This is a genomic window from Labilibaculum sp. (assembly GCF_041595635.1).
Classification (GTDB): Bacteria; Bacteroidota; Bacteroidia; order Bacteroidales; family Marinifilaceae; genus Labilibaculum.
Genome location: NZ_JBFHJW010000006.1, coordinates 1 through 14,159, shown reverse-complemented (window position 1 = coordinate 14,159; position 14,159 = coordinate 1). Strand labels below are relative to the sequence as shown.

Sequence of the window (14,159 nt, the reverse complement as noted above, 5' to 3'; positions counted from 1 at the left end):
AGATCACTTTAGGGTGATCTTTTTTTGTTACCATTTACCGACTTCAGAACACATTTAACCGATTAGAACAAGTAATTTTCGGCTTAGAGTTTTACTTTAGTCATAGAAATAAAAGAGGAATTTAACTGTAAATTGTAATAGCATGGATAAAAGTAAGAAAAATAGGAATTTGTTTGTAGGACTTGGATTAATTATCGTAGGAGTCGTAATTGCCTTAGAAAGACTAAATTTCCAGTCTGATTTTATAGTGCACTATTTATATAGGTGGGAGGCAATACTTATTCTGGTTGGTGTATTGCAGGTTGTTGTTCGTCGTCGAATTTTTGGTGGAATAATGGCTATTGCTGGAGGATTGTATTTTCTAATGGACGAATTCTATTTTTTACCAGAGAATTGGGATATCTGGTTTTTCCCAATACTTCTAATTGTTGGTGGCATAGCATTCATATTTGCTCCCGATTCACCTTATTGTTCAAAAAATAAATAAATTCATACTGTAAAATATAAAATTATGAGATCAGATCGTCAATCCAATACCAATAATCGTGCTATATTCGGTATTTTTCTAATACTTTTTGGGTGCTTACTAGTTCTTAAAAATCTTGATTTTATTCCCTACGAATTTAGGCATATCATTTTTTCATGGCCAGCTTTACTTTTGGGTTTAGGTACACTTTTCTTTTTTGGGAAAGAAGATAAAACAACAGGAATTGCACTAATGGCTGTTGGAGGTTTGTTTTTACTCCCTATGATATTCAATTGGAGCTTTAATTGGCGAGGATTATTTTGGCCCATTATTCTTATTGTTATAGGTGTTGTGGTTATTCGTAAACGAAATATGGGTGATCTTAACAGTAAAGCTGGATCTGGTGAGAGTACCGATTACATTGATGAGCTAAATATTTTTGGCGGAGGAGAGAAGGTAATCAACAACAAAAATTTTAAAGGCGGAAAAATTACTTGTGTTTTTGGAGGGACTGAATTAAACCTTACCAATGCTGAACTCGCGGAAGGTATTAATGTGATAGATGTATTTACCATGTTTGGAGGTTGCGTTCTGGTTGTTCCTTCTGATTGGGATGTGCAAGTAGAAGTGTCTGCTATTTTGGGTGGCGTATCTGATAAGAGAATGGTGACCAAAAATTATATTGTAGAGCCCAAAAAGGAACTAATTATTAAAGGAATTGTTGCTTTGGGTGGTTGCGAAATTAAATCCTATAAATAGATTCAATGCAGCATCCTATTAGTAAGAATAAATACGGATTTCTAGTTTTTTTAGCAGGTTGGTTATTCTTTGTAACCATGCTATTTACTATCGCCTGGTATTTCGAAGAAAGAACGGCCTATCAGGCTTTTACTAATTCCATGAGTTTCTGTTTGCCTTTGTTAATCTTAGCACCTTGTATTTGGTTTGTGGTGGTTTACACAAGTTTTGAAAATAGTGGTGTTTTTGGTTTTATATTGAACCATATTGGATCTTTGGTGATTGTTACGGCCATTTGGTTATCGGTTTCTTATCATTTACACAATTTTTTGTGGGGACAAGAGGAGATTGATGGTGTAGATTTGATTATTCCATTGCATTGGCAGATTTTTTTGGCCTTTTTTACTTACGATTACATCGTGATGGTTTATTATTTAATTATTTACTATCGAAATTTTAAAGACAAGTTAGTGCGTGAAACGGAGTTAAAGGACTTGGTTAAGGAGGCAGAATTAAGTGCCTTAAAATCTCAAATAAATCCTCATTTCTTATTTAATAGCCTAAATTCAGTGAGTTCTCTAACGATATCAAAACCTGAATTGTCGCGTGAAATGTTGGTGAAGCTATCTACTTTTTTGCGTTATTCGCTGGCACAAGATGTTAAGGAATTAAATAGCTTGACTAATGAGTTGAGTAACGTTCGCTTGTATATGGAAATAGAAAAGGTGCGTTTTGGAGATCGTTTGCAAATGGATTTTGACTTGTCGGAGGTTTGCGAGCCACTTAAGATTCCAAATTTAATTTTGCAGCCTCTGTACGAAAATGCAATTAAATATGGTGTTCATGAAAGTTTGGAGCCGGTAAGCGTAAAAACAAAGTGTAGTTTCGAAAATGGATTTCTAAAAATAAGTATTGGCAACAATTTTGATTCGGAATCTATTCCGCCAAAAGGCAATGGAATTGGCTTACATAACATTCAGGAGCGCTTACGATTAATATATGCACGCACCGATTTAATGAAAATAGTAAGGAGTGAAAATTATTTTACCGTAAATCTGGAATTTCCACAAAACCTATAAACAATGAATACAATCAAGGCAATAATTATTGATGATGAAAGTTTGGCGAGAGATCTTGTGAGAAACTATTTACAAATAGATACAGAAATTGAAATTATGGGAGAATTTTCTGACGGTTTTCAGGGGATAAAAGCCATAAATAAATTGCAGCCTGATTTGGTGTTTTTGGATATTCAAATGCCTAAATTAACAGGTTTTGAGATGTTGGATTTACTCGATAAGCCTTGTAATATAGTATTTACAACAGCTTATAACGAATATGCTATAAAAGCATTCGAGCACAATGCAATTGATTACTTATTAAAACCATTTTCGAACGAACGATTTCAAGATGCACTGCGAAAGGCAAAAGAGCGTATAGTAAATTCGGGGAATAGCAACTTGGAAATCGAAAAAATTAAGAAACATAATGATTCCTCAGATGAGATGTTGACTCGGGTGGTGGTGAAATCGAGAAATAAAATTGATATAATTGCCGTAGATAAAATTAAGTATTTTGAAGCTCAGGATGATTACGTGATGATTTATACTGAGGAAGGACATTTTTTGAAGCAAAAAACCATGAAATACTTTGAAAAACATCTGGCTCCTGATAAGTTTTGTAGAATTCATAGAACTTATCTAGTAAAAATTGATGAGATTTCACAGCTAGAACCTTATGAAAAAGATCATTGGATAGTGATTTTAAAGAGCGGCGAAAGCCTGAAAGTAAGTAGAGCTGGCTTTAAACTTTTGAGGCAGCAGTTGGAGATATAAATTAGTATTTACAGAGGAACTGTAAACATCATTTTATGTAAGATGATGTTTTTTTTTGGAATAAATCTATTTGTGTTTTGCTTTTAGGGGGAGTTAGAAAATTGCTATGGAAGGGTGAGTTTATTATTTTGTTAACTATTATTTTTTTCAAAAAAAATTGTTTTCATGTTTGTTTTTACTTCCGTAATTGTAATTGGTTTTTATCGTGAACAGATGGAATATGTTGATAAATTAATTGTTTATGATTGTAAAGATGCTTGGAATATTTTTATTGGTTTTCTTGCTTGATAACATAAATTATCTACTTTTGTAACACCCTTATTTTTTATACTAACTAATTCTTTTATATTAATGAATTTAAAATTCAATAAAAGAGAGAGTGTCCTCTATGTTTTTCTCTTATTATTGGGCTCTTCATTTGCATCTTTAGCCCAAAACAATACAAAAATTCTTTCCAATTCGTCTTTAAAAGGAATTGTTGTTGATAATGAGAATCACAAGACACTAGAGTACGCAACGGTGTCTTTGTATTCCTTGCCAGATTCTTCTATGCTTAAAGGGACTTTGACCAATCGAAAGGGAGAGTTTACTATCGATAATCTTAAAGCTTCAACTTATTTTTATAAGGTAGATTTTCTTGGTTTTAATACACATACGAGTGATTATTTTATTCTGAATGAAGATGAAAATAAAATTTTATCCAATCCTATTGTTTTATCTGTTGATAGTAAAGAAATTTCTCAAGTAGAAGTGATAGGTAACCGTGATTTTGCCAAATTAGAATTAGATAGAACGGTTTACAATGTATCAAAATCACCAGTTTCCGATGGTGGAACCATTAACGATGTTTTGGCTACCATCCCTAAATTAAATGTAAATGCTGATGGCGATATTCAATTTAGAGGTAGTTCCAATGTAAAAGTACTAATCGACGGCAAAATGAGTGGCTTGCTTGGAATGAGCCCATCTGATGTTTTGAGTAATATGCCTGCAGCCGAAGTCGATCGAGTTGAATTAATTACTAGCCCATCTTCTAAATACGATGCTTCTGGTTCTGCAGGAATTATCAATATTATCATGAAAAAAGAGCGTGCAAAAGGATTCAATGGAAATGCTTCTGCGACTATAGGTACAATCAACAAGCACTCTGGTCAAACGGCTCTAAATTTACGAACCGGGAAGTTAAATTTTACTGGATCCTATAGCTATAAAGACGATTGGTCTGGTCGGGATTATTCCTTGTCTCGCTCGGTTGAGATGGACGATTATACTCAATATTTAACAACTAGTGCAGATGTTGATTTTGGTAATCGTAGTCATATTGGTCAATTCGGTATGGATTATTTGATTAATGAACAGAATACTTTAAGTTTCTCATTTACTCATCGAAACATAAAGCAAAATTCAAATGGTATTTATGACTATGACTATCGGTATGCCTTGGAAGGCATTAGTCAAGAGATTCCTACGGATAGCGAAAGTACACGAAATAGTGAAGTTGATATTGATATGACTTCATGGAATTACAATGCTTCCTATATTCGAAAGTTTGCTAAAGAAGGACAAGAATTATCTTTTGATGCAGCTTATACCAATAACGATGCTATTAATTCGGGTAAGTATGAGCAAGATGGAATAGAGAGTGATGATCTATACAATTCAGATCGAAAAGAGGCGTTTATTCAGATGGATTATACGCAACCAGTAGGAAATGCCTCTATCGAAACAGGTTACATGTTCCGGAGCAATAAAATTAATTATGACGAAGGGATTGATTTATCTACGGCTTTTAATTACAAAGAGAATATTCAAGCTTTGTATATTCAATATAGAGGGAGTAAAGGTAAGTTGAGTTACCAGTTGGGTTTACGTTCTGAGTATTCAGATATCAATACCAATCAGGATTTTAATGAGGATTATTTGGATTTTTTCCCTAGTGTTCATTTATCCTATAATTTATCTGCGAATAATCAAGTTAACTTGAGTTATTCTAAAATGATTTATCGTCCCGACTCTAGAATGTTGAATCCTTTTCAGAATTTACAAGATGTCGAAAATCAAAGAATAGGTTTGCAGGATTTAGAGGCCTACTATACTCATATTCCTGAGTTGACTTTTGTTTTTAAACGCGATAAGATAACCTTTACAACAAATTTATATTACCTGTTTACTGATAACATTATCAGTCAGTACCGTTCGGTTACCAGTGAAGATGAAACCATTGTTACCTATGAAAATTTAGGTGGAAAGCATTACACGGGAATTGATTTTAATATTGCCACTAAATTTAATAAATGGTGGAGTATTAATTCATATGTTTCAGGTATTTATCAGAAATATACCTCTTCCGAGGATTTGGATTATTCGGGAAATGATGATTTTGGTTTTTTTGCCAAATTAATTTCTACTATGCGAATACCTAAATGGTTTACATTTCAGTCTATCTTTCGATATGATACTGATATGCCAGTGGCACAAGGTGAATACGATCAATCATTTCAAATGGATTTAGCATTTGGTAAACGAATTATGAAAGGAAAGGCGAGCTTGTCTTTATGGGTTTTTGATGCTCTTAATACGAGTAAATACAATGTGAATACTTCGGGAGATCGATTCTCTCAGCGTACGGAGTTTAAATTCGAAAATCAAGTAGCTAATTTAACTTTCCGCTACTATTTTGGGAAAAAGTACAATGTACTTAAGAACCACAAAAAAGATAGTGAATCTCATCACTCCGAAAAAGATATTTAATAAAACTCTCAAAACAAAAAGGCTGCCGAAAACAAGATATTGTATCTTTCTTTTCGGCAGCCTATTTTTGTATTTAAAAGTTTTAGCTTAATCAATAATAATTTTCCTACGTACTAAATCTTTGCTTGTTTGAATGGTTAATAGGTAAACTCCTTTAGAAAGGTAATGAACATCGATAACATGTTTGGAGCTACTAATTTGTTTTTCGTAAATAATAGATCCTTTTAAGTTGAAAATTCGAATTAAGCTCTCATCATCACTGGGTAATTCGATATTTAAATACGAGCGAGCCGGATTTGGATAAATACTAACAGTCAAGTTTTCCTCTTCAAAATCATCAATACCTGTAATGGTTGCAATATCAATGCTGACCGTAGTTTTTATGGAGTATCCTCCATCGTCAAAAGCTCGATAGGTGAAAGAATCCTCTCCACTGTAACCTGTATCGGGGATGTATTCAAAAGAACCATCTTCCTCTAAAAAAACAAATCCATTTTCGGTAAAACTAGATAATTCGGCATACATCGAGTTGCCATCAAAATCAAAGTCATTGGCCAGCAGACCTTCATCGACTTCCACTACTAAACTTTCGTCTTCGTTTACTTCATAGTAATCTGTGTAAGCAATGGGAGCGTTGTTGAATTCGGTCAATCCATCTTGGGTAATGTAATAGGATTGTTTTTTAACTTCCACATAATTCTCAGGAAATCCCCAGCCCCAAAGAAAGCGATTACTTCCTTCCATCAGAACGTTATTGTGAAGAATGCTGATGGTAATTCCATCTGAAATGGCCTCTTCTGTTGTGTCTGTGGTCGATCGATCATCATTCATTACTTTAGTATTGGCAGGATCAGTAACTTGCAGTAAAGACCAAGGCAGTAAAATATCAATTGAATCATTTGATATTACCACTGCATCCAGACTTGATGAAGGTAGTTCTGAACGCCTTGTTTTTAAATTACCAACGTACTGAATTTCGTAGTTTTCATCGTTATTTTTCCATCGAACCAGATTCCAGGGAGCTCCGTCGGTAGCTGTTGAATGGTATAGTTGTTCGTCTGAAGAAACACCATGCCAGATTCCAAATAAATCGTAGGCTTCTGTCACAAATAGTTCTGCTGAGTAATTGGTGATTCTTAGTGCAAATTCTGCTCTGTTTGTAATAGTATCTCCGCTAGGTAAAATCGATTCTCCCAATGTGGCGTCGTAAGTGTCAATTGCCATCCAAATGGTATCGATATTTGAAAGTTCACTTTCTAGAGAGAGACGCAGTTTAAAATAGTCGAAATCGGCTGCAGCCTGAACTTTAGTAATTGGCTGATCGTCGCCAAAATTTTCCAATTCTGTGTAAGTTGTTTCTTCGGGACGAAAGGCGATTAATCCGTAATTTTGCTCGGCGGCTGTAATGTTATGCCATAAAATTCGTGCTTCTGCATTAAAATCAAAGGGATTGGTAATCCAAGTTTGTTTAAACCACTCATCAATCCAGGAAAAACCAATTCCTCCTGCACAGTTGGCTTCTTCAATATTATCGAGCAATCGCAGAAAATTTAAGCCTTGTGCCACTTCTGAATTTCCACCATGGTGCATTCCGCTGGAAGCATAATGAGCTATTCCCCAACTTGAAGGTGTTCCTGTTTCGGCAATCAGTACGGGGAAGTTTGGGTAATGATTTTTTAGGTCAGTAATGTATCCCAAATAACTATTGGATCCCAATGCATCAAAATATTGTTGGTAGGTAGGATCTTCACTAACAAAATCGGGGTAGTATGGATAGGCGTGATAGCTGGCAAAATAACCAGCAGGAGCATTTGAAAAATCTAAATCGGCAAGATCAAGACTTTGCGTATCTTCATCAGTTCCGGTTTCGGTGGGATGGGTCAAGGGATCCAAAGTAGGCCAACTAGTGATACTGACCGGGCGTTCTGTGTCGTAATTTGTGCGTTCATAACTTACCAGATAATTTAATTTCGAAGTAGCCCAAACTTCCGAAGGAGTTCCAGTGCTTAGTTTAAAAATTTCGCCCGAATAAGACGTTTCGTCGCTATTTTTCTCATTGGTTTCCTCAATTTCGGCAGGATGAATTTCCCGGGCAATAATGTAGGCCATGATCCATGGTGACACATCTGAAGTAAAGCTACCGTATGCTTTCCCGTAGCGATGGTCTATGCTGTTGTTGCCATGAACACAATCAATAACATCTTCTATTTCTTCATTGAAAACTGTATTTAATTCGTGCAAGTCGTTGGTGTAATCATCCACTTCTTCTTCTAGCCAAACTCCTTGTATTATATATATCGGATTGGCAGGATTTGCATCGTTAAACTCTTTTAAGGCTTCATAAAAACGTGGATAATGAAGTGTGTAGGTTCGAATGCAATTGAAACCAACATCTTGAATGTCGGCAATCCAGTTTTGGTACTGTTCTTTTGTTGCAGCTAATTCGCCAGGAAAAGTGCCAGGAATAGAAACGCCTAAATTGATTCCTTTAATGAAAAAAGGAACATAATCTTCACCATTCCAAACCGTCAGATTTTTAGTGTCTACCGAAAATGGAACTTGAAGTTTGTTGGCATCGGTATCCTGTGCTATTGCTGAGAAAGGCAGAGATAAGACCTTGAATAAAAGAATGAAAATGGATAGTTTACAAAGAGTGTAGATTTTTACCATAGATTATTTTTTACGAATTTTAAAATCAAAGATAAGAATAAAACCGGATTTAGATGTGTGTGAAACCTACTTGTTATTTACATAAAGCTATATTAAGTGCGAGGGTGAAACGAACTCGAACCAATTCGAGATGATCGATTAATCAAAATAAGTGTGTATTGATTAAATTTAAGTTCTCTGCCTATTGACATTGAATTTGATCTTTCTTATTTTTTAACCTATTGTAGCTTGGGAATGAAGTGGAGTAGAATGTATTTCTTAAGCTTGACAAATGACTCGAGGAAATTAAATTAGTGATTATTTGTGGGTATTTTGGATGAATTAGTATCAGTGTTATTATAAAACACTTTTAATATGACTAAAGATGAGGTGATTAGAGAATTAGAATTGTATGGTAATCCAGATACTAAAAGGATATTGATGATACATGGAGCTTGTGAACCTTTTTATGGAATAAAGGTTCAGGATTTAAAGAAGATTGCAAAGAAAGTTAAGCAGGATTACCAGCTTTCCCTAGATCTATTTGAGACAGGAAATTCTGATGCCATGTATTTGGCTGGATTAATTGCAGATGCAGAACGAATGACAAAAGACGATTTACAGAATTGGGCACAAAAAGCCTATTGGTATATGATTAGTGAGTACACAGTTGCTTGGATTGCTGCAGAAAGTAATTTTGGTTTTGAATTGGCTTTGAAATGGATTGATTCAAAACAGGAAAATATTGCTTCTACGGGCTGGTCTACACTTTCATCTTTAGTAGCAATTAAAGAAGATGAGTATTTTGATATGGGTAAGCTAAAAGAATTACTTTCTAGGGTTAAGAGTAAAATTCAATTGGCTCCCAATAGAGTCAAATATACGATGAATGGGTATGTGATTTCTTTAGGGGCTTCAATTGTATCCCTAACTGAAGAATCTATGTGTGTGGCAAAACATATTGGGAAAGTTCATGTTGATATGGGTGAGACCGCTTGTAATGTACCCTTCGCACCCGAATATTTACAGAAAATAATCGATAAAGGTAGAGTGGGTAAAAAACGAAAAACTGCAAGATGTTGAAGAGTACAGTAGAAACAAATCTTGAAATGCTTTTGGATGCATTTCGGAAAAATGCCAATCGTGAGCAAGCTATCCGAATGGAAGCCTATTTAAAGAATAAGTTTCCATTTCTAGGGCTTCGAAAACCAGTACGAGTACTTCTGGATAAATCATTCTTGAGGGATGCATGTCAAAGCAAATATATCGATTGGGAAATGGTATTTTATTTGTTTGAATTAGAAGAACGTGAATTTCATCATTTAGCTCTGGAATATTTACAGAAGATGCAGGAAAAACTAAAAAAACAAGATATAATTCATCTTGAAAGGCTTATTTTATGTAAATCATGGTGGGATTCTGTTGATGCATTGTCTCCTCTGGTAGGTGTTTTGTGTCGGAAAAATCCAGTATTGAAGAAAGAGGTATTGGAACATTGGATGTTGAGCTCAAATATCTGGTTAAAAAGGGTAAGTATTACCTTTCAGTTAAAGTATAAAAATCAGACTGATAGTAAATTTCTTGAAAAAGCCATTCTTGCCAATCACCTGAGTAAGGAATTTTTTGTTAATAAAGCCATAGGTTGGGCTTTGCGACAGTATTCAAAATTTAATGCTGCTTGGGTAAGAAATTTTATTGCAACCCACTCCTTATCTCCATTAAGTGTGAGGGAAGGTAGTAAGTACTTATAACTTCTTTTTGGGAAGGTAATTAATAATCTACCTTAGATAGAACTAGGCAAAGGGTTTTTATGTGGATGTTTTAAAGTGAAAATCAGTAAATGAAATTCTTTTGTTTTGAGGATGTTGACTACCTATTTTTCAGTATTGGAGAAAGAATAGGTAGTTTTTCTTGTTGTGTTTTAGGAATCGATACTTACATGAAATAACGCATCGCCTTTGTTAACGATAGGTGCTGTGTTCACGCAAAACACATAACAATCGAAAGGAGCGACTACCTTTTTTTCGTATGATCCATACGGATCTGTGATTTCACCTAGTATTTGTTTTTTTGTAACCCTACTTCCATTTTCAACGCGAAGCTGGAACATTCCCGATGAAGGTGCTCTGAGCCACTTCGATTCTGGTACGACTATAGAAGGGGCGTTTATTTCAGGTTCTCCTTCATGAAATCCCAAATGTTTCATAACGTTTAAGGCTCCTGTTACTCCCGAATCAATCACATCCTGGTTAAGATCGTTTGATTTTCCTCCCTCGAACAAAAGAATGGTTTTTCCTAATTTTCGAATGGTATCGCGAACCGATTTACTGATGTATTCAGAATTTAAAATATAGGGGGCATTAAAAATTTTGGCCAATTCAAGAGACTTCTTTTCGCTTGTTACACACCTAATTTGAGGGTAATTGGAACGATCAGCACCTCCAGAGTGGAAATCAATCACATAATCCACTATGGGAGCAATTTCCTGGGTGAAACGATGTGCGAACTGACTTGCCAGAGAACCGTTGGAAAATCCCGGAAACATGCGGTTTAGATCTCTACCGTCAGGGAACTCTCTTCGTAAGTTCAAAAAGCCAAACACGTTAAAAACCGGAATGCAAATTATGGTTCCCCTAAATGGTTTGTTGTATTTCTTGCGAATGATGTTGCGAACAATGGCAATGCCATTCACTTCATCACCATGAACTCCTCCCATGAGCAGTAGAGTAGGGCCGTCTTTTTTGCCCCTCTCTACAATAACGGGCACTTTTATGGTGTTTCGGGTATGCAATTTTGCAACCTCTAACTCTAAAAATGCGCGTTCTCCTTTCTTTATTTCATTCCCAAGAATGATCAATTTGTGATTAGACATGTTGTTCGATATATCTGATGATTTGTTTGGCAATATCTGTTTGTGTGGCTTCTTCTATGCCTTCCAAACCGGGTGAAGAATTTACTTCCAAAATTAGTGGACCGCTATCCGATTGAAGCATGTCTACTCCTGCCACACCTAAGCCCATTGCTCGGGCAGCTTTAATGGCCGTGTTCTCTTCTTCATCGCTTAATTCGATAACTGTAGCACTTCCTCCTCGGTGAAGATTGGAACGAAATTCTCCTTTTACTCCTTGACGTTTCATAGCGCCAACCACCGTACCATCAACTACAAAAACACGAATATCAGCTCCTTTTGATTCACTGATGAATTCCTGAGCAATTACACGAGCTTTTAATCCATTAAATGCCTCGATAACCGAGGTAGCTGCATTTTTTGTTTCGGCTAACACCACACCAAGTCCTTGTGTTCCTTCCAGTAATTTTAATACCAATGGTGTTCCACCTACTGATTTAATTACATGATTTACATCTTTTGTATAATTGGTGAAAACGGTTCTGGGCAATCCAACACCAGCGCGGGATAATACCTGAAGACTTCTTAGTTTATCTCTGGATTTAATTAGAGCTTCTGATCCTACAGCTGTAAAAACCTTCATCATTTCGAATTGACGAATAACTGATGAACCATAAAAGGTAACGGAAGCACCAATCCGTGGAATTACAGCGTCTACATTTTCTAGATATTCACCGTTGTAAAAAATTTTAGGTTTTTTCTTTTCAATTTCAATAATGCACTTTAAATGATCAATAACCAAAACTTCGTGTCCTCTGGTTTCTGCTGCTTCTACTAATCTTTTGGTTGAGTAAAGTTTAGGATTTCTTGATAGTATTACAATTTTCATATATGTGATATAATTTTTTACAATTTATTTTGATTGGGAATTTTTACTTTTTTGTTTGAAGGAAATATTGCTTTTTGTTGTGTCTACAATAAATTTACCGTTCAGCAATTTTCGGCCAATTAAAATTGGATACTTCATTTCGCTTCTTTCGCTGAGCGATAATTCAATTTCATAGGTATTATTAAAGATATGAATGAGGGTTTTAATTATATATCGGTATTCCGATTTCCCAAATGAGTTCTTAATTCTTTTGCGATTATAATTTTTTACCACAAATTCTTTTTCATTGTAATTTAGATGAGAAGGATCTAATAATTTAAACTTAATGTGGTTGATGCCATTTATTGAACATTCTGTTATTTCATGGCAATGGATGGAAGAGGTATAAGCTCCGGTATCCACTTTTAGAGCAATGTCGTTCAATAGTAGTTCCGGGAAATCAGCTTTATCAATTCTTCCTATGATTATTTTCATGTGATTTTTGTTTTATGCACTCTGCTAGTTTTTTATGTCTGTAGTCAATTTATTCTTTTTTCACATGAACATCCATTTGAGGAAAGGGAATTACAATTTTTCTTTCTTCAAATTTTTGGTTAATAATGCGACGAATATCACTTTTTACCTTTCCTATTCGAAAGATATTTTTACTGAAAAACAAAAGCTGAAAGTCTAGAGATGAGTTTCCAAAATTGATAAGTCGGGCTTCGACTGATTGTCTTTCGTCAATACCAGGATGTTCAAAAGCGCTTTCTTCCAGGGCTTTAATGACCTCTTCAACATTACTTCCGTATGCAACACCAATGTCAATTCTAAAACGTGTTTTTTCCGATTGATGACTCCAGTTAATAACCTTATTAGTAGTGATTAATGAATTGGGAATGATAATCGATATGTCATCTCGATTCAAACCTTTGGAGGTTCTCAATCCGATACTTTCAATTTTTACAACATCTCCATCAATTTCCAGAACATCATTAATTCTAATCGATCGTTCCGATAGGAGAATAATCCCCGATACAATATCGTTGAATGTTTGTTGTAAGCCCAGACCAACACCAACTAATAAGGCGGCTGAACCTGCAATCAGTACAGTTACTTTTACGTTTATGGTTTCCAGAATTAAACCGATGGCCATTACCCAAATCACGTATTTAATGATCTGAAATAAGGCATAGCTATTTCCATCATCAAGATTCGAAATTGAATTTTTACGAAAGAGTGCTTTTTTTATTAGGTATAGGGCGATTCGGGTTAAAATATAAATGATAAAAATACTTAGTAGTGTAAAGACTCTAATTTTATAATTTGCAATGCTTAACAGTTCAAATTCAAGTATTTTGGTAATGGCTTCTATCATTTTAGTTTTTATTTAGGATGCTCGTTGGGAGACTTAATTTATGTCGAAATACGATGTCGCAAAAGAAGTATTTATTTCCATATAAATTGCATATATATCGTAATTATTAAAACTAATAAATAATTCGAAAGATGAAGAATTTTATAAAAGGGAATACGATACAATCTTGTTAAAGATATATATTTTGGATATTCCATGATAAATTGTTCATAAAATGTAGCTATTCTGCGATTTTATTAATTTTTCTAAGCTTATTTTTTCTTAGAAAGAAGTTAGAGACTCTATTTTCCCTTAATTAAGTATGGTTTATCGAAGAATAGGGCAGGTTGACCTATTTTTCTGATTTTTTTGTAGGTCAGGTGGTCGGAACGCATCTTAATTGGTACATTTGTCTCACGAGAATCGCATATGGATAGGAATAAAAAAAATGTACAGGATCTGGAGAGTGCAAGCGTAAAAAGTTTGTTGTGGAAATATTTTCTACCTGCTTTTACAGGGGTAGTGATCAATTCTCTCTACAATGTGGTAGATCGAATTTTTATTGGTCAGGGAGTAGGAGCAATTGCCTTGTCTGGTTTGAGTGCTATTTTTCCCATCATGCTTATCATGATGGCTTTTGGAATGTT

General features: G+C 34.9%; 13 protein-coding genes and 1 pseudogene. 9 read left to right on the top strand and 5 right to left on the bottom strand.

Annotated elements, in window-relative coordinates:
• Nucleotides 1-142: 142 nt before the first annotated feature.
• From ABYT26_RS03065 to ABYT26_RS03040, 6 genes are all read left to right on the top strand, one after another.
• Nucleotides 143-487: a hypothetical protein gene (locus ABYT26_RS03065; protein WP_372751424.1), complete on the top strand. Its 345-nt coding sequence runs from the start codon at nucleotides 143-145 to the stop codon at nucleotides 485-487.
• A 24-nt stretch (nucleotides 488-511) separates the two neighbouring features.
• A complete protein-coding gene (locus ABYT26_RS03060) occupies nucleotides 512-1,225 on the top strand; it encodes a LiaI-LiaF-like domain-containing protein (RefSeq protein WP_372751423.1) in 714 nt (237 codons plus the stop codon).
• A 5-nt stretch (nucleotides 1,226-1,230) separates the two neighbouring features.
• Complete coding sequence (locus tag ABYT26_RS03055; RefSeq protein ID WP_372751422.1) at nucleotides 1,231-2,283, top strand: sensor histidine kinase; 1,053 nt, start codon at nucleotides 1,231-1,233, stop codon at nucleotides 2,281-2,283.
• A gap of 3 nt (nucleotides 2,284-2,286) precedes the next feature.
• Nucleotides 2,287-3,039 (top strand): LytR/AlgR family response regulator transcription factor, encoded by a 753-nt coding sequence (locus ABYT26_RS03050; RefSeq protein ID WP_372751421.1) that lies wholly within the window; start codon nucleotides 2,287-2,289, stop codon nucleotides 3,037-3,039.
• Between the two features lie 165 nt (nucleotides 3,040-3,204).
• On the top strand, nucleotides 3,205-3,327 hold the full coding sequence (locus ABYT26_RS03045) for a hypothetical protein (RefSeq protein WP_372751420.1): 123 nt from the start codon (nucleotides 3,205-3,207) through the stop codon (nucleotides 3,325-3,327).
• A 63-nt stretch (nucleotides 3,328-3,390) separates the two neighbouring features.
• Complete coding sequence (locus ABYT26_RS03040) at nucleotides 3,391-5,790, top strand: TonB-dependent receptor domain-containing protein (protein ID WP_372751419.1); 2,400 nt, start codon at nucleotides 3,391-3,393, stop codon at nucleotides 5,788-5,790.
• An 87-nt stretch (nucleotides 5,791-5,877) separates the two neighbouring features.
• Here ABYT26_RS03040 and ABYT26_RS03035 read toward each other — a convergent pair whose 3' ends face one another.
• Complete coding sequence (locus ABYT26_RS03035; RefSeq protein WP_372751418.1) at nucleotides 5,878-8,460, bottom strand: Ig-like domain-containing protein; 2,583 nt, start codon at nucleotides 8,458-8,460, stop codon at nucleotides 5,878-5,880.
• A gap of 354 nt (nucleotides 8,461-8,814) precedes the next feature.
• Between ABYT26_RS03035 and ABYT26_RS03030 the strand changes: the two genes are divergently transcribed.
• Entirely contained in the window at nucleotides 8,815-9,522 is a 708-nt protein-coding gene (locus ABYT26_RS03030) for a DNA alkylation repair protein (RefSeq protein ID WP_372751417.1), read from the top strand.
• Complete coding sequence (locus ABYT26_RS03025) at nucleotides 9,516-10,190, top strand: DNA alkylation repair protein (protein WP_372751416.1); 675 nt, start codon at nucleotides 9,516-9,518, stop codon at nucleotides 10,188-10,190. Before ABYT26_RS03030 ends, ABYT26_RS03025 begins: the two co-directional genes overlap by 7 nt.
• 170 nt (nucleotides 10,191-10,360) lie before the next feature.
• Here ABYT26_RS03025 and ABYT26_RS03020 read toward each other — a convergent pair whose 3' ends face one another.
• From ABYT26_RS03020 to ABYT26_RS03005, 4 genes are read right to left on the bottom strand one after another with little or no spacing between them, the layout of a single operon-like run.
• Entirely contained in the window at nucleotides 10,361-11,311 is a 951-nt protein-coding gene (locus tag ABYT26_RS03020) for a succinylglutamate desuccinylase/aspartoacylase family protein (RefSeq protein WP_372751415.1), read from the bottom strand.
• Nucleotides 11,304-12,176, bottom strand: a complete 873-nt coding sequence (rimK, locus tag ABYT26_RS03015) for a 30S ribosomal protein S6--L-glutamate ligase (protein WP_372751414.1) — start codon at nucleotides 12,174-12,176, stop codon at nucleotides 11,304-11,306. Before rimK ends, ABYT26_RS03020 begins: the two co-directional genes overlap by 8 nt.
• A gap of 24 nt (nucleotides 12,177-12,200) precedes the next feature.
• Nucleotides 12,201-12,650: an ATP-dependent zinc protease gene (locus ABYT26_RS03010; RefSeq protein WP_372751413.1), complete on the bottom strand. Its 450-nt coding sequence runs from the start codon at nucleotides 12,648-12,650 to the stop codon at nucleotides 12,201-12,203.
• Nucleotides 12,651-12,699: 49 nt separating this feature from the next.
• Complete coding sequence (locus ABYT26_RS03005; protein WP_372751412.1) at nucleotides 12,700-13,533, bottom strand: mechanosensitive ion channel family protein; 834 nt, start codon at nucleotides 13,531-13,533, stop codon at nucleotides 12,700-12,702.
• A gap of 408 nt (nucleotides 13,534-13,941) precedes the next feature.
• Between ABYT26_RS03005 and ABYT26_RS03000 the strand changes: the two are divergent.
• Nucleotides 13,942-14,159: pseudogene (locus ABYT26_RS03000) on the top strand (MATE family efflux transporter); the annotation flags it as partial.